This is a genomic window from uncultured Christiangramia sp. (genome assembly GCF_913046405.1).
In the GTDB taxonomy this organism is placed as follows: domain Bacteria; phylum Bacteroidota; class Bacteroidia; order Flavobacteriales; family Flavobacteriaceae; genus Christiangramia; species Christiangramia marina.
Map to the genome: position 1 here is coordinate 25,199 of NZ_CAJWRQ010000007.1, position 20,037 is coordinate 45,235.

General features: G+C 37.6%; 18 protein-coding genes and 1 tRNA gene. 9 read left to right on the forward strand and 10 right to left on the reverse strand.

Annotated features, from left to right (window positions below):
* Window positions 1-33: 33 nt before the first annotated feature.
* The gene (gene gdhA / locus QZ620_RS01755; RefSeq protein ID WP_272958856.1) at window positions 34-1,377 is read right to left on the reverse strand and encodes an NADP-specific glutamate dehydrogenase; all 1,344 of its coding nucleotides are present in this window, start codon (window positions 1,375-1,377) and stop codon (window positions 34-36) included.
* A gap of 201 nt (window positions 1,378-1,578) precedes the next feature.
* Between gdhA and QZ620_RS01760 the strand changes: the two genes are divergently transcribed.
* Entirely contained in the window at window positions 1,579-2,337 is a 759-nt protein-coding gene (locus tag QZ620_RS01760; protein ID WP_013069673.1) for a hypothetical protein, read from the forward strand.
* Window positions 2,338-2,377: 40 nt separating this feature from the next.
* Here the strand turns inward: QZ620_RS01760 and QZ620_RS01765 are convergent, their stop codons facing one another.
* The 4 genes from QZ620_RS01765 to QZ620_RS01780 form a co-directional block, all read right to left on the reverse strand.
* A complete protein-coding gene (locus QZ620_RS01765) occupies window positions 2,378-2,962 on the reverse strand; it encodes a hypothetical protein (protein WP_295178448.1) in 585 nt (194 codons plus the stop codon).
* Window positions 2,963-2,987: 25 nt separating this feature from the next.
* Entirely contained in the window at window positions 2,988-3,590 is a 603-nt protein-coding gene (pncA, locus tag QZ620_RS01770) for a bifunctional nicotinamidase/pyrazinamidase (RefSeq protein ID WP_295178451.1), read from the reverse strand.
* 6 nt (window positions 3,591-3,596) lie between these two features.
* The gene (locus tag QZ620_RS01775; RefSeq protein ID WP_295178453.1) at window positions 3,597-5,006 is read right to left on the reverse strand and encodes a nicotinate phosphoribosyltransferase; all 1,410 of its coding nucleotides are present in this window, start codon (window positions 5,004-5,006) and stop codon (window positions 3,597-3,599) included.
* Window positions 5,007-5,333: 327 nt separating this feature from the next.
* Complete coding sequence (locus QZ620_RS01780) at window positions 5,334-5,483, reverse strand: hypothetical protein (RefSeq protein ID WP_272958858.1); 150 nt, start codon at window positions 5,481-5,483, stop codon at window positions 5,334-5,336.
* A 118-nt stretch (window positions 5,484-5,601) separates the two neighbouring features.
* Here QZ620_RS01780 and QZ620_RS01785 point away from each other — a divergent pair.
* From QZ620_RS01785 to QZ620_RS01815, 8 genes are all read left to right on the forward strand, one after another.
* Window positions 5,602-5,675: transfer RNA gene (locus QZ620_RS01785), tRNA-Asn, on the forward strand.
* A gap of 47 nt (window positions 5,676-5,722) precedes the next feature.
* Window positions 5,723-5,848 carry a GIY-YIG nuclease family protein gene (locus QZ620_RS13830; protein ID WP_366935414.1) on the forward strand — a complete coding sequence of 42 codons (126 nt, stop codon included), beginning with the start codon at window positions 5,723-5,725 and terminating at the stop codon, window positions 5,846-5,848.
* A gap of 187 nt (window positions 5,849-6,035) precedes the next feature.
* Window positions 6,036-6,197: a hypothetical protein gene (locus QZ620_RS01790; protein WP_295178456.1), complete on the forward strand. Its 162-nt coding sequence runs from the start codon at window positions 6,036-6,038 to the stop codon at window positions 6,195-6,197.
* Window positions 6,198-6,582: 385 nt separating this feature from the next.
* On the forward strand, window positions 6,583-9,051 hold the full coding sequence (locus tag QZ620_RS01795; protein ID WP_295178458.1) for a TonB-dependent receptor: 2,469 nt from the start codon (window positions 6,583-6,585) through the stop codon (window positions 9,049-9,051).
* A gap of 2 nt (window positions 9,052-9,053) precedes the next feature.
* Window positions 9,054-10,346, forward strand: a complete 1,293-nt coding sequence (locus tag QZ620_RS01800) for a PepSY domain-containing protein (protein ID WP_295178460.1) — start codon at window positions 9,054-9,056, stop codon at window positions 10,344-10,346.
* 283 nt (window positions 10,347-10,629) lie between these two features.
* Window positions 10,630-12,207 (forward strand): glycoside hydrolase family 32 protein, encoded by a 1,578-nt coding sequence (locus tag QZ620_RS01805; protein ID WP_228252086.1) that lies wholly within the window; start codon window positions 10,630-10,632, stop codon window positions 12,205-12,207.
* 21 nt (window positions 12,208-12,228) lie between these two features.
* Complete coding sequence (gene map / locus QZ620_RS01810; protein ID WP_295178464.1) at window positions 12,229-12,993, forward strand: type I methionyl aminopeptidase; 765 nt, start codon at window positions 12,229-12,231, stop codon at window positions 12,991-12,993.
* A gap of 1 nt (window position 12,994) precedes the next feature.
* Window positions 12,995-13,894, forward strand: coding sequence for a carbohydrate kinase (locus tag QZ620_RS01815; RefSeq protein ID WP_295178466.1), 900 nt, complete (start codon window positions 12,995-12,997; stop codon window positions 13,892-13,894).
* A 669-nt stretch (window positions 13,895-14,563) separates the two neighbouring features.
* Here QZ620_RS01815 and thiH read toward each other — a convergent pair.
* From thiH to thiC, 5 genes are all read right to left on the reverse strand, one after another.
* Window positions 14,564-15,670: a 2-iminoacetate synthase ThiH gene (thiH, locus tag QZ620_RS01820; RefSeq protein WP_295178468.1), complete on the reverse strand. Its 1,107-nt coding sequence runs from the start codon at window positions 15,668-15,670 to the stop codon at window positions 14,564-14,566.
* Entirely contained in the window at window positions 15,663-16,433 is a 771-nt protein-coding gene (locus QZ620_RS01825; RefSeq protein WP_295178471.1) for a thiazole synthase, read from the reverse strand. Before QZ620_RS01825 ends, thiH begins: the two co-directional genes overlap by 8 nt.
* A 333-nt stretch (window positions 16,434-16,766) precedes the next feature.
* Window positions 16,767-17,441, reverse strand: a complete 675-nt coding sequence (locus QZ620_RS01830) for a thiamine phosphate synthase (protein ID WP_295178474.1) — start codon at window positions 17,439-17,441, stop codon at window positions 16,767-16,769.
* Window positions 17,422-18,018 carry a thiamine phosphate synthase gene (locus QZ620_RS01835; RefSeq protein WP_295178477.1) on the reverse strand — a complete coding sequence of 199 codons (597 nt, stop codon included), beginning with the start codon at window positions 18,016-18,018 and terminating at the stop codon, window positions 17,422-17,424. Before QZ620_RS01835 ends, QZ620_RS01830 begins: the two co-directional genes overlap by 20 nt.
* A gap of 123 nt (window positions 18,019-18,141) precedes the next feature.
* Complete coding sequence (gene thiC, locus QZ620_RS01840) at window positions 18,142-19,998, reverse strand: phosphomethylpyrimidine synthase ThiC (RefSeq protein ID WP_295178480.1); 1,857 nt, start codon at window positions 19,996-19,998, stop codon at window positions 18,142-18,144.
* Window positions 19,999-20,037 lie beyond the last annotated feature (39 nt).

Genomic DNA, 20,037 nt, shown 5'->3' on the forward strand with positions numbered 1-20,037 from the left:
AAGCGGCTTTATCTTATTTATGTAGATCAGGATTTATACCACACCTTGAGCTAACATGGCATCGGCCACTTTAACAAAGCCGGCAATATTTGCGCCTTTTACGTAATCTACATAACCATCTTCATCACAACCGTATTCCACACATTTTTCATGAATATCGTTCATGATTTCGTGAAGTTTATTATCAACCTCTTCAGAGGTCCAATTATAACGCAATGAATTTTGTGTCATTTCCAGTCCAGAAGTGGCCACCCCACCCGCGTTAGATGCTTTACCAGGAGAGAATAAAATTTTAGCATCACGAAAGACTTCTACTGCCTCTGGTGTACATGGCATGTTTGCTCCTTCTCCAACACACATACAACCGTTCTCTACTAATTTCTTAGCATCAGCTTCTTCTAATTCGTTTTGTGTAGCACATGGCAATGCAACATCGCATTTCACTTCCCACGGAGATTTATCTGCGTAAAACTTGGCATCGGTATATTTCTGGGTATACTCATTGATCCTGCCTCGTTTTTCGTTCTTAAGCTCCATGATAAATTGAAGTTTGTCTGCATCGATTCCTTCTTCATCATAAATATATCCACCAGAATCAGACATGGTTACCACTTTAGCGCCAAGCTCTATTGCTTTTTCTGCAGCGTACTGGGCCACGTTACCAGAACCAGAAATAACCACCGTCTTACCTTGCAGTTTTTCTCCTTTGGTCTTTAGCATATTCTGGGTAAAATATACGTTACCGTAACCAGTTGCTTCTGGACGAATTAAAGATCCACCGTAAGACAATCCTTTTCCGGTTAAAATTCCGGTGAATTCGTTTCGTAATCTTTTGTACTGGCCAAACATATACCCAACTTCACGTGCTCCCACTCCAATATCTCCGGCAGGAACATCAGTGTTATGCCCTATGTGCTTGCTAAGCTCTAGCATAAAACTTTGGCAAAAACGCATTACTTCATTATCCGACTTTCCTTTTGGATCAAAATCTGAACCTCCTTTACCTCCACCCATAGGTAAGGTTGTAAGACTATTCTTAAAGGTTTGCTCAAAAGCCAAAAACTTAAGAATACTTAAATTTACCGATGGATGAAAACGCAGACCTCCTTTGTATGGTCCGATGGCCGAATTCATTTGTACACGATAACCGCGATTAATCTGAATGTTACCTTCATCGTCTAACCAAGATACTCTGAACATGATTACACGCTCTGGCTCTACCATACGCTCTAATAATTTAGCGTTTTGATATTTTTTATTTTGTTCAATAAAAGGTATTATGGTTTCAGCAACTTCATGAACCGCTTGTAAAAATTCGGGTTCATTTTGATTTCTTTTAGACACTTTATCCAAGAAATCCTGTATATTTTTTTCCATAAGGCGTCGCTTAAGTTTGTTTAAAAAAAATGTTTTTTCGAGGTGCAAATATATGAGATATATAAAAATTATCGATAAAATTTTAGTTTTTCATACAATATTAACTTTCTATTGAATTTCATTAAAAAAAAGAAAAACTCAATTTAAAAATACCTAATCTTCTTTTTATATATTTGCCTATAAATCCTTTAAACCCCTGTATTGAAGCGGATTCGTATCATATTTTTAATCGGTTTTTTATGCATTTCATCTCCTTATTCTTTTGGGCAGGTATTGCACGAAATAGGAGTTACTGCCGGGCCGGCAGCTATTACTTCCGATTATGGACAACGCGGTGAATTTAGAAACTTTTATTACAACACCGGTTTTGGGGTAGGATTTCAGCATTACATGAATTTTGTATACACCGGGAATAATTACCGCACAAGCTATTTTAAAGACTTTTTTAGGGTAAGAACAGAAATAGATTATTTTCATTCTTACTTAAACCATTACGGCCCTATTTCTTACCAAAACAACCCCAGGGGAGAAATGCTAAGAGCTATGCACGGTGAAACCAATATATTCGAAATAGGTACGCAACTGGAATGGCACTTTACCCAAATTAGGGAGTTTCTGATTTTTTCAGAACGCTTTTCTCCATATATCACCGCAGGCATACATGCAGTTTACTACATCCCTGATGCGTACAGTGATCTTGGACCCATCGATAATCCTAGAGTCTTATTCCCTGCTTTTCAGGGGGGACTTAATTTAGATAGCGGGTTCACCTATAATTTCGTGTTTGGGGGAGGCACGCGCTATCGACTGGGAAGAAATAGTGATTTAGTGGCTGAAATTAAATGGCAGTATTATGGCAGTGATTACATTGAAGGCTTAAATGTACAAGGGCCGCAAAATAAATCGAACGACTGGACCATTTGGCTAAACTTTGGATATATTCACTATCTCAATTTTTAGAAAGCTTCTTACAGAATGAATAAAACCATCCTTAGGCAATTCATTCCTGAAATTTATCGAACTCCTTTATTTTTTGGCCAAAACAGTTATTTACCATCATTTCAAATTGCGGAATATTTTCGATTTTAGTAACATATACCGCACGTGAATCACCGTACTTTAACCGGATCACCTTCTCATTTACTTCCTTAAGACTTAAGCTACGGTCCCTTTCATCTTTAAACAACACCTGATTTCCTGCACTCAGCATAAAATCCTTTAATTTAAAATGAATATTTTCGTTCTGGCCGTAAATATCTATAGCCCCTTTAGAAATGTAATAACGCGGAATAGTACCGTCGCAAGGCTCGTAAAGTAAAAACTGATCGTTATATTTTTTAATCTCAACCAGTTTAAATATAGAATTTTCATGTTTTCTTACTTCGGAAGTGATCACCGAATCTAATTGCTGATAAAAAACCGAAGTCTTTGTAGTATCTATAAAAAGTTGATACTTTTTTAAATCTAATGCCGCAGCAGAGGTGCGCTCGGGAATGCTGTCTGATGGAGCCATATAAGGATCCATAGATGTTACTTCAGTTTCAACTTTGGTAGAAGTATCGTTTTTACAACTGAAAAAGCTCAAAAAAACAATGAATATAAAAAATATCCTATACCTCATCTGCATATAATATCTTCCCTCCTTTTTCAACAATTCCAGCTTTTGCTTTTTCAAAACCTGTAGCATCTATAGCGCATGTGGCATCTTCAATTAAAAAAGCTGCAAAACCTTCAGCTAAAGCATCCTTAACACTAAAAGCTACACAAAAATCACCGGCCAGACCGGCAAAATATAGCTCGGTTACTCCTTTTTCTTTTAAATAGCCACTTAAACCAGTAGATTTTAAATGAGCATTATCATAAAACCCACTGTAACTATCAATTTCAGGATCGGTACCTTTTCTAAAAATCGCTTCGATTTTATTCAATTTCAGCTTAGGATGAAAATCGGCACCCCTACTACCCTGCACACAATGATCCGGCCACATGACCTGATCGATTCCGTTTAAATCAATTACCTCATAAAGGTTTTTATGATGGGTGCTGGCAAAACTGGCATGTCCCGCCGGATGCCAGTCCTGGGTAGCAAGCACTAAATCGAATTGATGCTGAATTTTATTAATTATTGGTACAATCTTATCGCCATCGGGAACGGCTAAGGCGCCGCCAGGCATAAAATCGTTTTGTACGTCTATAAGAAGTAAAGCCTTCATGCCATTTTACATTTTATGTTCGCTAATTAATCGATCCCTTTCTGCCTTTAATTTTTCTGAGATACTGACTTTATAAATATGCGGATTGTTAAAGCGTTTATACTCAAGTGGTAATTCTGCCAATCTCGATTTGCTGTATGCCGCAATTTCAGAAAGTGTTCTTTTTTTGATTTTCATTATGCCATTTTCCATTACTGGTTGCAATAATGCTTCTTTTTGGTAAGCGGAAACATCTAAAAACTTGTAAGGTTCTGACGGGTGAAAAACTTTAGACAGTTCAGTATCATTTTCGTTTTCCATCACAATTACATCGATTCCTGCACACTCTCCGTTTTTATCTTTCATTCGGTATACCTGCTTTCGATGCGGCAAAGTGGTTTTAATCAAACTTTCTGAAATTTTGATTCTTGGCTTTCCGTCTGAAAATGTGAGCTTGTACACACCATCTAAAGCTGCATCAGGTTTGCCAATCACAAGATTTGTTCCCACTCCGTAAATATCGATTGGCGCATCCTGTTCCTGTAAACTTTTAATCACAAATTCATCTAATTGATTTGAAGCCGCAATTTTCACATATTCGAGACCTGCAGCATCTAAAAGTTGTCGCGCTCTTTTACCCAAATATGCCAAATCTCCGCTATCTAAACGAATAGCCATTAATTTTTGGCCTTGTTCTTCCATTTCCTTTGCCACTGTAATCGCATTGGGAACACCACTTTTTAAAGTATCATAGGTATCCACCAAAAGCACACAAGCTTTAGGCCGTCCTCTGGCGAATTCCCTAAAAGCAGTAAGCTCATCATCATAACTCTGCACAAACGAATGCGCCATCGTTCCAGAAACCGGAATATCCAAATCCCGACCGGCAATGACATTACTGGTCCCGTTAAAACCGCCAATCATGGCCGCTCGCGTAGCGTAATAACCGCCAGGACCCTGTGCACGTCGCAATCCAAAATCAAGCAAAGTCCGCTCTCGAGACACCAATCGCATTCTACTGGCTTTGGTTGCTATAAGGGTTTGAAAGTTTAATAAATTCAATAAAATCGTTTCGATAATCTGAGCTTCGATTAAATTGGCTTCCACCTGTAAAACAGGTCGGGTTGGAAAAACTACATCCCCTTCCTGTACCGAGTAAATATTTCCTGAAAATTTAAAATTCTTGAGATATTCTAAAAAATCATCCTCAAAATCGTATTGCTTTAAAAATTGAATATCTTCCTTACTAAACCGAAGATTTGTAATAATTTCCAGTAAATCTTCTAACCCTGCAAAAATGGCAAAACCACTTCCGTACGGAATTTTTCTGAAATAATAATCAAAAACGGCTTTGGTGTTTCGTTTTCCATTTTTAAAATAAACCTGCGACATCGCAAGTTGGTATTGATCGGTATAGGTTGCCGTAAAATCAAACATAAGAGGTTGGTTTTGTAAATCGATAATCAAGATTTATTTTTTTAATGAACTATGCAGTTTATCCACATCGTTAATTAAATTTCAGCCAATCGATCTTTATAAAATTCTAAATCTTCAGTACTGAACAATACAAATTTAAGCCTTTGCAAGTGTTTTAACCCTTCTGCTTCCGTCAAAATTGTATTAAAAACCAATTCAACGGCATTAATTTTGGAATAACAGAAAATTCCTGTTGAAATTTCAGGTATAACACCTACTTGATTTTATGTTTTCAGTGAGTTTTATAATATACTGATAGAATATTCTATCTTCAGGTTTGTCGTTTTTCTAAAGTTTATTTCCCGATTTTGTAAATCGCATTGATGCCCCCGGAGGGAGTTTAGCATTTGCGGCATTTACTATAGCATCAACATCTGGTTGACTTGCAATATTTACATTTTTGATATAAATATATAAACCATGGATTTTCAGACTCATAGCACAATTATTTTTTCCAAATTCAATTTTATTTAAAATACTGCTTTATTTTTTTGAATATTATTTAGTGATAATTAAAAATTCCGTTATATTTGCATCCGCAAAATTGATTGCAAATTCCTCCTTAGCTCAGTTGGTTAGAGCATCTGACTGTTAATCAGAGGGTCCTTGGTTCGAGCCCAAGAGGGGGAGCAAAAAGCCACACTAGTTTTAGTGTGGCTTTTTTGTTATCTTCCATGATGCATTTTGTTTATATTATTTATTCGCAGAAAGTTGATCAATACTATATCGGAGAAACCGAAGATATTGAAAATAGGGATCAATTCTACAATCTGGGTTTTTACGATTTTAAGAATATAATTTAATCAAGGTGTACCGATATACACATCCTTCAGCGAGTTCCTCAAAAATAGATTTCTAGTTTGTAAGTTTAGTAACGTTCAAAATGAGGTAGAAGACCAATCCTAATTGGTATGAAAATGAGCTCATCGTTGACGTTAAGGAGGTTACCGAAGAAGAGGCGAAAAGAAGATTAGAAGAACATCCTGATAAATGGAAGAAACAGAAGATGGAATTGAATTAAGTGATGAGGATGCTTTAACCTTAATAAAAACATCAGTAATTATTGACCACTGGTCAACTTTAGATTTTCAAATTGAAGACAAGGAACCATTCGTTGTAGGATATATCAAAACAGAAAGTAGAACTGAATAACAATAACACAATGCCCCAATCAAGTGGATGGCTCCGCCATCGAATGACGGAGTAGCACCCCTCACACCACCAGAAAGATTGAAGGTCTGCGTATTCCGCTTTTCATTCTATTGATTGGAAGCCCTGAATCCACCACACAAAAATCTTAGATAATCTTACCTAATCTTTTCGCGAAGAGTTTACTTCCCAATATTAGTACTAAAGTTATCTTCATATCTTACATAGCTGTGACCTCTATTTTCCTGTTATTTCTCAAACTCATCGAGCAGGGATTAGAGCATACCTAAACTTTATTTAAAATTAATCTAATTAAAATTTGTGATAAAAGTAAGTTCGTTTTAAATTCGCAACCGATTATTTAGAATTGTTTTAAATAAAATTCAAAATGAAAAAAAATTACTTTCTCTACTTCTTTTTACTAGCACTATTTAACACGGCCTATGGTCAGAATATTTCCATTCACGGAAAAGTTTTTTCCGATTCGGGAACTCCAATTCATAATGCCAATGTATTTGTACTAAACTCCAGCACAGGTGCTATGACCAATAAGAACGGACACTACGAACTTAAGAATCTTGCCCCTGGCAAATACACTATAAAAGCTTCCTATCTGGGATATGAATCTATAAATAAATCAATCACTGTAAAGGAAGGAACAAAAGCTGAACTAGACTTCCTATTAAATGAATCGGCCACCCAGTTGCAAGGGGTAGAGATTATCGGTAGGAAAGAACGTAACTACAAGAACACCACCTCTTTTATTGGTACTAAATCAGCTACGCCGCTTATCGACGTACCGCAGGCCGTAAGCTACGTCACTAAAGAGGTTATCTTAGATCAGGCAGCCTTTACCGTGAACGATGTGGTGAAGAATGTTAGTGGTGTTAACCAGTTTTCTTTTTATAACGACTTAACAATTAGAGGATTTAGAGTTCAGGGACAACGAAATAGTAGTATGCTTTTAAACGGCTCCCGAATGATGACCAGTTTTTGGAGTCAGCAGATTATTCCCCATGTCGAACGAGTAGAAGTTATTAAAGGGCCTGCTTCTGCCTTGTTTGGAAATGCATCCCCAGGCGGAACAATAAATACCGTTACAAAAAAACCGCTACAAACCACTAAACAATCTATAAGTGCCAGTATGGGTAGTTTTAATACGTTTAGGTTGTTAAGCGACTTTACCGGCCCAATGAGCAAAGACAAAAAGCTTTTATACCGTCTAAACTTAGGATACCAAAATACCGATGGTTTCAGGGATTTGCAATTCAACAAAAATATTGTTGTGGCACCTTCGTTCTCTTTTATCCCTAACGAAAAAACACGTTTAAATTTAGATGTAGTCTACCAGGACAATAAAGGACGACTGGATCGTGGACAAGCCGTTTTTGGTGATGGCGACCTCTACTCTACACCAATAACTACTTCCTTAAGTGCAGAAAATGATTACCTGAACGAACAAAATCTAAATGTAACTTTATCATTTCAGCATAAATTCAATGAACACATCAGTTTTAATAGTTCGTATATGAATTCTGGTTACGATGAAGATTTGTTAGAGCATAGAACGGCCAACAATTTTTTGGCCCTTGGTGACGGCTCTTATGATATTACGAAAGTAGCTATGCGCGTATTTAATCGTAAGCGCTCATGGAACAACCAAAACTTTACCAATTACCTTAATGTTGATTTTAACCTTGGAGCCATAGAGAACAAGTTTTTGGTGGGCTATGATTATTTTCAACAGGAGCTGGAGCCGGGAGGATCTCAACTAGAGGCCAACGCTTATCTTTTAAAAAATGGTAAGGCAACGAATTCCTTCAATGTTGCCAAAAAAGATAATTATGTACTTGACGAAAATGGCAACCCTGTAGCCAATGTAGCGCCTTTTGATCTGACTTCTACCAACGGAAACGCTATGCGCGACATGAGCAATTATGTGTATGGTATTAGAAATTATGACCGGTACAAACAAACCGGAAATGGTATTTATCTACAAAACCAATTTCAATACAAAAAGTTTAATCTTTTGGTGGGGCTACGCTACGATGACTTTACCGATTATCTAAACTATGAAACTGCTGAAGAAGAAAAAATTAGTCAGGATAAATTTATACCACGAATCGGAATGGTATACAAGCTTAAACCAAATGTTAACTTTTACGGCACCTGGGTAAAGGGTTACCAACCGCAAACGGCCACCACTATCAATAATCCTGAAGCCGGAGGGCCTTTTGATCCTTTGACCAGTGAATTGTTTGAAGCTGGGATAAAAACAGAGTGGTTCAATAAACGCCTAAGCGCTACTTTAGCTGTTTATTCCCTAAGCCAGAAAGGCGCTTTATACAATGCTAATGATTCCAGTAACTCTGATTTACTAAAGCAAATTGGGGAAGAAAAATCAGAAGGTGTTGAAGTTGACATTTACGGTCAGATTATGCCCAACTGGAGTGTGATTATGAATTATGCATATAACCACGCTTATTTTACCGAAGCCGATGAATCTACACTCGCCACTTTTGGTAATCAAAAACCCAACGCCCCCAGAAATACCTTCAATTTTTGGTCAAAATATATCATTGATCATGGAGATTTAAATGGATTAGGATTTGGACTTGGTTACGATTATGTAGGCGAAAGAAACGGATCTATTGTGAGAGACCCAGAGTTGATCCCGGTTTTTCCTAGTTATGGATTGTTTAATACCGCTATCTATTATAAAGTGAATAAATTCCAGATACAATTAAATATTAATAATGTATTTGACAAAACACATTGGGTAGGTGGTTACGATTTCTTGCGTGCCTTCCCGGGTAGACCTCGAAACATTATGTCAACCGTTTCATATACTTTCTAGCATTGAAATTATCAAAGAAAAAGTTATTTAAAATTCATAGTTGGATTGGTACCAAGTTAAGCATACTATTTTTTATAGTATGCTTTTCAGGTACTATGGCAACCCTTAGCCACGAGATGGACTGGTTGTTTATTTCTGAGATCAGGGCTAAACCCCAAAAAGAATTTGCCTCGAGAAATACCATTATCAGTAATCTCAAAAAGCAATATCCCAATGCTCAGATTTCCTATTGGATGCGGGCAGAAGAACCTTATTTATGTGATATCATCTATACAAAGGTGGATGGCAGGCAAACCTATGTCTTCGCCAACCCATATACAGGAAAAATACAGGGAAATGCCAACCTTACCTTTCAACGCTTTTTCAGGGATCTTCACTATTTTTTATTTATGCCTTTTTATCAATTTGGCTATTTAGTGGTATTGAGCTTTGCTTTTTTGTTGCTGATTTCCTTTTTAACGGCTTTATGCTTTTACAAAAAATGGTGGAGAAAATTATTTAAACTCGAAACAACAAAAGGCCCGTTGGTGTTTTTCAGAAGTCTTCACCGGCTCGTGGGATTATGGTCTATTCCGTTTTCCATTCTGTTTTCAGCTACCGGAATATGGTATTTTATAGAACGGACCAATATTGCCGATGTACGCACCGCAGTAAACCTTAAACCTCCAAAGCTGGAATATAGCAATGCAAATAACGATAGTATTAATCTTACCTATACTATTGACTATGACCGTATCACCCAGGTAGCCCAAAAAGCAATTCCTTATTTTAAGCCAGAAGGTATAAACATCCCCAATACAAAGAATGAGCCTGTGTATGTTAGGGGCAACTCTGATGTTCCGCTGGTTCGTCAACGTGCTAATAGGGTTTATATAAACCCATACAACTACAAAGTAGTAAAGATCCAAAATGCTAAAAATATAAGTAATATCATGTGGATAAATGATATTGCCGATCCACTTCATTTTGGATACTGGGGAGGACTAACCACAAAGATTATCTGGTTTTTTATAGGTTTAGGCATTTCTTCATTGATATTAACCGGAATATGGATTACCCTAAAACGCAAGGCGTTACAAAGAAAAAAGAAGCAAATCTCAATATTGGGTAAATGGAAGTTTGTAAATTGGGGTATATATATCCTTCTAATCATAAGCATGTATGTACAACTGGTGTCCCGTTACCATACGTCATCTACAGGAATACTGGTCATTAGCTGTGGATGGATTGTAATTTTACTGCTTACTTATTATGTTTTTGTTCACCGTTTAAAAAAGATTACCCATACAAAATAGTTATAGGCCACTAAGCTTCCAGAAACAAGAATAATTATTTGCCTAAATGCCTCTAAAAATCATTTTTATAATTCCCTTACTGGTACAAAGGTCTGCTATTTTTAGTAGGCCATTTTGTTTTTTGAACATACATTCATTTATAGTGTATTATTTTGAGAAAATTGATCTTAAATTTTTTAACTAATTATCGATTGACATAATCATTAGGAAAATCAGTAAAATTTTCTCTATTTTTATATAATCTTAACCGCTAGCTGCTTTTTAATATTAATTCTGATATTCTATGACAATTTTGAGACTTGCAGCTCTTATAGCTTTATTATTTTTAGCCTCCTGTAAAAACAATACTCAGGATCAAGAAAAAAGTAAAAACAAAACCGCATCAATCCAAACCGATGAGGATTTTCGACCTTCCTTTCATTTCTCTCCAAAAGAAAACTGGATGAATGATCCTAATGGAATGTTTTACTTAAACGGTACGTATCATTTATTCTTTCAGTATTATCCAGAAGATAATAAATGGGGACCAATGCACTGGGGACACGCTACCAGTAAAGACATGATTACCTGGAAAGAACAGGACATCGCTCTTTTTCCCGATGAAAAAGGCTATATTTTTAGCGGGAGTGCGGTTGTAGATCACAATAACACTTCGGGCTTTGGAGATGGCACCACTCCGCCAGTTGTAGCCATGTTTACCTATCATGATGCGAAGGCTGCTGAAGAAGGCCGAATCGATTATCAATCGCAGGCTATTGCTTATAGCCTGGATGAAGGAAAAACCTGGACAAAATACAAAGAAAACCCGGTAATTAAGAATCCCGAATTACAAGATTTCAGGGACCCTAAAATGAACTGGGATGAAGCAAACAATCAATGGTTAATGGTGCTTTCGGCTAAAGACCGTGCCTATTTTTACACTTCAGAAAATTTAAAAGACTGGAAAAAGGTATCGGAATTTGGTGAAAATTACGCAGCACAGGACGGCGTTTGGGAATGCCCCGATTTCTTCCCTATGAAAGTAGAAAACAGCGAAGAAACCAAATGGGTGCTTATTCAAAGTACTAATCCCGGCGGATACAATGGCGGCTCGGCCACGCAATATTTTGTGGGTAATTGGGATGGTAAGAACTTTACTCCTGAAGCCGATCTTCATGGAAAAAACATAGACCATCCTTACTGGCTGGATTTTGGAAAAGATAATTATGCCGGAGTTACATGGTCTAATATTCCAAAAGAAGATGGCCGGACTTTATTTATGGGCTGGATGTCTAACTGGCTTTATGCTCAGGAAGTTCCTACTGAAACATGGAGAAGCGCCATGACAATTGCACGAAAATTAACGCTAAAAAAAGAAGATGATAAGTATATTATCACATCTACCCCGGTTAAAGAACTTGAAAAATATATTGGTGAAACGATCACCAAATGGAAGGTAACCGACGAGGATCATGCAATAATCGATACCAACGAGCTTGATCTTACCAAAGCACAGGTTTCTTTTTTAATTCCCAAGATCACCAAAGATGTTCATTTATCTTTAAGTAATGATAGTGGCGATCATTTTAAATTTGGATTTAAAAAAGCAGAAAACGAGTTTTATATTGATCGATCTGAATCTGGAATTACTGACTTCGGAAAGGAATTTGCTTCTACCATATCTACCGGAAGAAGAATATCGACTTCAGATTCCTTACAAGTAAACATGATTTTAGATAATATGAGCATCGAAGTTTTTTATGATGATGGAGAAACAGTAATGACCGAGATCTTCTTTCCCAAGCAGCCTTATACCAGTTTAAAGATTAATGAAGGTGTTCCTGTAATCGATATTGAAGCCAACGAATTCAATTTTAATTAATAACTATTCGAATTAAAATCCATGTCCATAAGCACTGAAGCAGAATTAAACGGAATGAAAAAGATTAGTGAAGTTGTTGCAATTACACTTAAACTAATGAGAGCATTTACAAAACCTGGAATTTCTACCAAAGAACTGGACGATTATGGTGGTGAAATTCTTAAAAGTTATGGTGCAAAATCGGCACCTTTCGAAACTTATGGGTTTCCCGGTTATACCTGCATTAGTGTAAATAACGAAGCTGCCCACGGTATTCCGTCAAAAAATAAAATTCTAAAGGAAGGCGATTTAATAAATATCGACGTGTCCGCAGAATTAAATGGATTCTGGGCAGATAATGGAGGTTCTTTTATTATTGGAAAAGATCTCAATAATCACCAACCTCTGGTAGATGCTTCGAAGAATATTCTGCAAAAAGCGATAAGTCAAATTAAAGGCGGAGTGAAAATCGCAGATATAGGCTATTTAATGGAAACTGAAGCGAAAAAGTCTGGATTTAAGGTCATTAGAAATTTAGCAGGACACGGGGTGGGTAGAAGTTTACACGAAAAGCCCGAAAACATTCTAAATTATAGAATTAAAAGCAATCGGGAACGCTTCAAAAAAAATACCACTGTAGCCATAGAAACTTTTATCGCTACAAAATCGACCATAGCAGTAGAGCAAAATGATGGCTGGACACTTATTGGAAACAAAGGTGGTTATGTAACACAACATGAACATACTATTATGGTCACCGATGGTCTTCCTTTAATATTAACTGCAGCTAACGAAATTTGGAACTAAAATGACACAAAAGCTAAAAGCAGTCTCTTTTGGAGAAATTTTATATGATATTTTCCCTAATTCAGAAAAAATTGGGGGAGCACCTTTAAATGTTGCTTCCCGCCTAAGCGCCAACGGAATTGACACCTCGATGATTAGTAGTGTTGGCCAGGATGAAAAGGGAAAAAATTTATTGGAATACCTAAAATCCAGAAAAATAGATCATTCTTTAGTTGCTAAAACTCCAGATTTCCCTACCGGTGTAGTAAATGTAGAGCTCGATAAAAATGGTTCAGCTTCTTATACTATCGAATATCCTGCTGCATGGGATAAAATCGATATTTCTGAAAATATGATCGAAAAAGTAAATACTTCAGATGCTTTTATCTTCGGAAGTTTGGTTTGTCGCGATCAAAAAAGCAGAGAGACCTTAAATGAATTACTCCAATATGCAAAATTCTCTGTTTTCGACATCAATCTAAGACCACCGCATTACAAAAAAGAAGTTTTAGAAGACCTTATTTTAAAAGCTGATTTCATTAAATTTAATGACGACGAATTATATGAGATCGCGGCGATGTTCGACTCGCCTTTCCACTCGCTGGAGCAAAACCTCAGCTACATGGCTAAAATCACTAATGCAAAAACCATCTGTGTAACCAAAGGCAGTCATGGTGCCGTTCTTTTTACTGAAGGAAAATTATACTACAACAGCGGTTATAAAATAAAAGTAGCAGATACCGTGGGAGCCGGTGATAGCTTTTTAGGATCATTGATTTCAAAATTATTACAAAAAGAAGCGCCTCAAAAAGCATTGAATTATGCCTGCGCGATTGGCGCCCTGGTGGCCTCGCAAGAAGGTGCAAATCCTAAATTTTATGCTGAAGAAATTGAAAAGTTTATGTTTCCTGATGCGGAATAGCTGATAACCGGAGACAGACTGCAATTCTTTGCAAAAGATTTTATATCGAAGTCTCCAGTTAAGTAGCAGTTTGATAAAATTATGCGTAGCCTCCTCGCTGTTAAAAGTTAAGAGAAAAGAATCAGGAGACAAGAGACAAGACTTAGCGCCGAATTTTAAGGTGCCGCTTAAGGAAAATTTGGATTTAAAAAAGGATTATAAAATTTCTTAAATCGAAATGCGATGCTGAATCGTAGTCCGGAGATTAGAATTATTTATTCCCTGGAATACGTAAGCCTCTAAAAGCATAATATCCTACGAAATACCCCAGACCCATCATTAAGATTGGGTTTAAGTTATCACCAAGTATATCTTTAAATATCAAATTAATCGCAAGCAATACACTAAATAGCGATAAATCCTAGCGTAAGAATAGTATTCAAACTGATTTTATTTTCACTCATAGTATACGTTTTTAAAGACAAAAAATATTTTATTTCCCCCGAATAATTTACAATTTAGGTATTTTTTATTTGAAATGGAAAATAGTAATTAAAATAAAGGAATGAACAGGAATGTTCAACAACCTGCAAGGGAACATCGAAGAAAAGCCAACGCCTAAAAGCAGACAGTTTCAAGCTAAAAGCTCCCAACTAATTCCACTCCATTCTAAATACTAACAATACTAAACTAAAACTTCTCCCAGTCTTTCCAAACCGGTTCGATTCCGTTTTTCATTAACATGGTAGCGATCGTTTCGGTACTACGCTCATCTGAAATTTCAAACTGCTCCAGCGATTGTGGTTCTACCACATAACCACCAGGATTGGTTTTTGATTCGGCACTCATCGAGGTGATTCCTAAATGCGCAATATGATCGCGAAATTTTTCCTGTTCGCGGGTAGAAATCGATAATTCTACATCTTCATCTAAAATTCGATACGCACAGATTAATTGTAGCAAATCGGGGTCGGTCATTTCAACTTTGGGTTCTAAACCGCCGCTAAAAGGTCGCAATCTTGGGAAAGAAATCGAATACTTTGTTTTCCAATAAGTCTTCTGCAAATATTTAAGGTGCAAAGCCGTAAAAAAACTATCGGCACGCCAATCTTCTAATCCAAATAAAGCCCCAATTCCTATTTTGTGAATTCCGGCTTTCCCCAAACGGTCTGGTGTTTCTAAACGATAATCAAAATTCGATTTTTTCCCTTTAGGATGATGAATTTTGTAGGTCTCGCGGTGATAAGTTTCCTGGTACACTAGAGTGGCATATAAACCATCGTCAACCAATCGTTCGTATTCTTCCAGATCCAGCGGTTGCACTTCAATAGAAATATTTACAAAATGTGGTGTTAAAAGACGAACAGCATTACTCAAATAATCAATGCCCACCGTTCTATTCGCTTCCCCTGTAACCAGTAAAATATGCTGGTAGCCTTTCTTTTTCAGAAATTCGGCTTCTTTTAAAATTTCAGCATCGGTTAAGGTGCGCCGCGGAATTTTATTCGTTAAACTAAATCCGCAATACGTACAGATATTTTGGCATTCGTTACTTAAATACATTGGCACGTACATTTGCATGGTATTGCCAAAACGCTTTTTGGTAATCAGTTTACTTTTGGTAGCCATTGGCTCTAAATAAGGCTTGGCTGCTGGAGAAATCAAGGCTTTAAAATCTTCAAGATCGGGTTTTACAGCACTTAAAGCACGCTCTACATCTTGTGCATTTTTGTGTTGAATACTTTCCAAAACCTCATCCCAATCATACTGCGCAAGTACTGTTTTAAAACTACTCATATAAAAATTGTGTTAGTGGGCTACTGGCTTGGGCAATCTTACCGGTTCCGGCAAGTTTTGCTTCGTAAGCCATTCGCCCGGATTCTACGGCCATTTTAAAGGCTTTTGCCATTTGTACCGGATTCTTAGAAACGGCAATTGCGGTGTTTACCAAAACAGCATCGGCTCCCATTTCCATAGCAAAAGCAGCCTGTGAGGGAGCCCCAATCCCTGCATCTATAATTACCGGAACATTACTTTGTTCGATAATAATTTCTAAAAAATCGAAGGTTTTTAAGCCTTTATTAGTACCAATAGGAGCACCTAAGGGCATTACACATTGCGTACCTACATCTTCGAGACGCTTACACAGCACCGGATCAGCATGAATATACGGCATGACTACAAAGCCCAGTTTCACCAGTTCTTCACAGGCTTTTAGGGTTTCTACTGCATCTGGCAATAGGTATTTAGGATCGGGATGAATTTCGACTTTCACCCAGTTTGTTCCAAGCGCTTCCCTGGCCATCTGGGCTGCAAAAACAGCCTCTTTGGCATCGCGAACGCCTGAGGTGTTCGGCAATAAACTTAGTTTTTCATGCGCTAGGCTACTAATCATATCATCTTCAGTATTGCCCGCTTCAACTCTTTTGAGCGCCACGGTTACCAACTCACTTTCTGAAGCCAAAACTGCTTCGCGCATTAAACCTGAATTACTGAATTTTCCCGTTCCCGTAAATAATCGGGAATCAAAGCTTTTATCTGCTATTTTTAGTTTTTTCATTTTGTATTTTTTATTCCCCTAGTCCCCACCAAAAGGAGGGATTTTATATTTTGATTTTTAATTCTGAAATCAATTCATTTTCAAATCAGCTCATTACCACATCATCAAATTGGCTATTTTCTCAAATCTAAATACAAACTTAAATCCACTTCTCGATACAATTGCTCCTTACCTCGCAAGCACTCGAAGTGACAAGCGTTTCTCAAGAGTGACTTCAGATCTTCATTTAAAATTCAACATTTAGCATTCAAAATAAATTAGTCCTGAATCTTGCTTCAATTCATTTTCAAATCAGCTCATTACCACATCATCAAATTGACTATTTTCTCAAATCTAAACTCTCACAGCAAAGCGATCTAAAATCTGCTGAATTTCATTTTTGGGATCTTTTGAATGCGTTAGTAAGCTGGAAACAGCCACTCCGCTTAAACCTATTTTTCGAAGTGCCTCAATATCATCAAGTACAATCCCGCCAATGGCTATTATCGAAACCGGATTTTCTTGTTTTAAATATTCTGCCATCAATTTTTGATAGCCTGAAAAACCAAGAACAGGACTCAGTTCCTTTTTGGTGGAAGTAAATCGTAAAGGCCCCAAACCAATATAATCAACTCCGTTTTCCAGATGCTCCAAACAATGCTGAAGCGTATTCGCCGTTCCGCCAATGATTTTATCCTTTCCTAAAATCTTTCTAGCCTCTAAAACATCTGTATCTTCCTGTCCCAAATGAACTCCGTCAGCATTACAGGTTTTCGCTACTTTTACATGATCATTTACAATTAGCTTTGCTTTGTATTTGGCGCATAATTCCCTTGTCAAAATCGCCGTTTTCAGTATTTCTTTTTGCGGCATCTCTTTGATTCGTAACTGAATCCAGTTTGCACCTGCCTTTAAAACACGTGTTATATTTGCTAAGTGTTCCTCGCGATCTTTACCCTGCGAGATATAATGCAAACAGGAGATTTCTTTTGGTAAATTCACCGGATGTTTAGTTGAAAACTGACTCATATTGTTGCTGAATTTTAATAAAACTATGTATTGGATCTTCCTGTAGCCAAACCGCTCCCAGAACAGCCACACCATAAAACCCCATATTATAGGCAAGTGGAATTTTCGCTGCATCTATCCCGCCAAGCGCGATCACTTTTTGCTGGATGTCCAGGACTTGAAACGTTTTTCCCACATACCCGGTTTTAGAGATGGAATTAAAAATCGGACTCAAAAAACAGTAATCGAAAATCGATGTTCTAGAGATCTTTTCTTTTTGATGAAACGAGGTACTCACTGTAAATTTTAAATGCTGAAATGTGTTGACATAATCTTCTAAAGTTTCCTTCAGACTTGTTCTGAAATATTCCGGAAGGTGAACCCCTTTCAACCCAAATTCTCGTGCTAATTCGTGATGCTGATGCAGCACCATTTTAGAACGATATCCCAGCTCAAAGTTTTCTAACCAGGTTTTCAGCTCTTCAAAAGAAACTTCAGGTTTACGAATATGAAGTGTTTCTAAACCTGCATCGAACATCGATTTCAGCTGAGATTCTTCATTCTCGATCAACTTTTCCGCAGAAATTACAATCAGCATAATTTTAAGCTTTGTTATTACTTGAAGCTCGCAAACTTCACACTTTCACCTTTCTAACTTTCTAACTTTCAAACTTTCAAACTTTCAAACTTTCAAACTTTCAAACTTTAAAAACTTACACCTCTACAGATATACTTCGCTGCCTTTCTTTTTAAACTCTTCTGATTTCTCTTCCATGCCTTTTTTGATTGCTTCTTCACTGTCGAGTCCGTTTTCTTTAGCATAGTTCCGTACATCCTGTGTGATCTTCATCGAACAGAAATTAGGGCCGCACATCGAACAAAAATGAGCCACTTTCGCATTTTCAGAAGGTAAGGTCTCATCGTGATAAGCTCTCGCCGTATCGGGATCTAAAGCTAAATTAAACTGATCTTCCCATCGAAATTCGAACCTCGCCTTACTCATGGCATCATCGCGATGCTGTGCTCCTGGATGACCTTTTGCCAAATCGGCCGCATGTGCTGCAATTTTATAGGTAATCACACCTTCCTTTACATCTTCTTTATTGGGTAAACCCAAATGCTCTTTTGGCGTCACATAACACAACATCGCACAACCGTACCAGCCGATCATTGCGGCACCAATTCCGCTAGTGATATGATCATAACCCGGTGCAATATCGGTTGTTAATGGCCCTAGTGTATAAAAAGGCGCTTCCCCGCATTCTGCCAACTGCTTGTCCATATTTTCTTTAATCATGTGCATGGGGATATGCCCGGGACCTTCAATAAAACATTGTACATCGTGCTTCCAGGCAATTTTGGTTAATTCGCCAAGCGTTTCTAATTCGGCAAACTGCGCATAATCGTTCGCATCTGCAATACAACCAGGACGCAAACCATCGCCCAGTGAAAAAGCTACATCGTAAGCTTTCATGATTTCGCAGATGTCCTCAAAATGCGTGTATAAAAAACTTTCCTGGTGATGCGCCAAACACCATTTTGCCATGATCGAACCTCCCCGAGACACGATACCGGTGAGCCGTTTTGCAGTATGCGGGATATATTTTAAACGAACTCCGGCATGAATGGTAAAATAATCGACACCCTGTTCGGCTTGTTCAATTAAAGTGTCTCTAAAGATCTCCCAGGTAAGATTTTCAGCTTTTCCATTTACTTTTTCCAAAGCCTGATAAATAGGTACTGTTCCGATGGGTACCGGAGAATTCCGAAGAATCCATTCACGGGTTTCGTGAATATTCTTTCCGGTAGAAAGATCCATGATCGTATCGGCACCCCAACGACATGCCCAAACCGCTTTTTCTACTTCCTCTTCAATCGAAGAACTTACGGCAGAATTCCCAATATTGGCATTGATCTTTACCAAAAAGTTTCGCCCTACAATCATAGGTTCACTTTCAGGATGGTTAATATTACTAGGGATAATTGCACATCCTTTCGCTACCTCATCCCGAACAAATTCAGGAGTAATGACTTTAGGAATACTCGCCCCAAAACTCTCGCCCGGATGTTGCTGAGTAATTTGATTTATTTCTTGAAGTTTCTGATTTTCCCTAATGGCGATAAATTCCATTTCCGGCGTAATAATTCCTTTCCGCGCGTAATGCATTTGGGTAACATTTTGTCCCGGCTTTGCTTTTAAAGGTTTCCTGATTCGTTGAAACCGAAGTTTCTCCAGCTTTTTATTTTCCTCTCGTTGCCGGCCGTATTCCGAGGAAAGTCTGCTTAACTGCTGCACATCTTCCCTGGCAGCAATCCATTGCTGGCGAATAGGTTTTAAACCCATGCGAACATCGATCTCTACATTAGGATCGGTGTAAGCACCGCTGGTATCGTACACCAAAACAGGCTCATTTGGCGTTCGGATACCGTTAAATTTATCGACGGTATCATCTAGATTGATCTTACGCATCGGTACATTCACATTTTCGTGAAGCTGCCCTCTTACGTAAATTTTTTCTGAGTTGGGAAAAGGCGTTCTGCTGATGGCTTCTTCCCTCGGTAATTGGTTAGGTTTCATACTAAAAAGGTTTAGATTGATGTGTAAAATTTGATTACT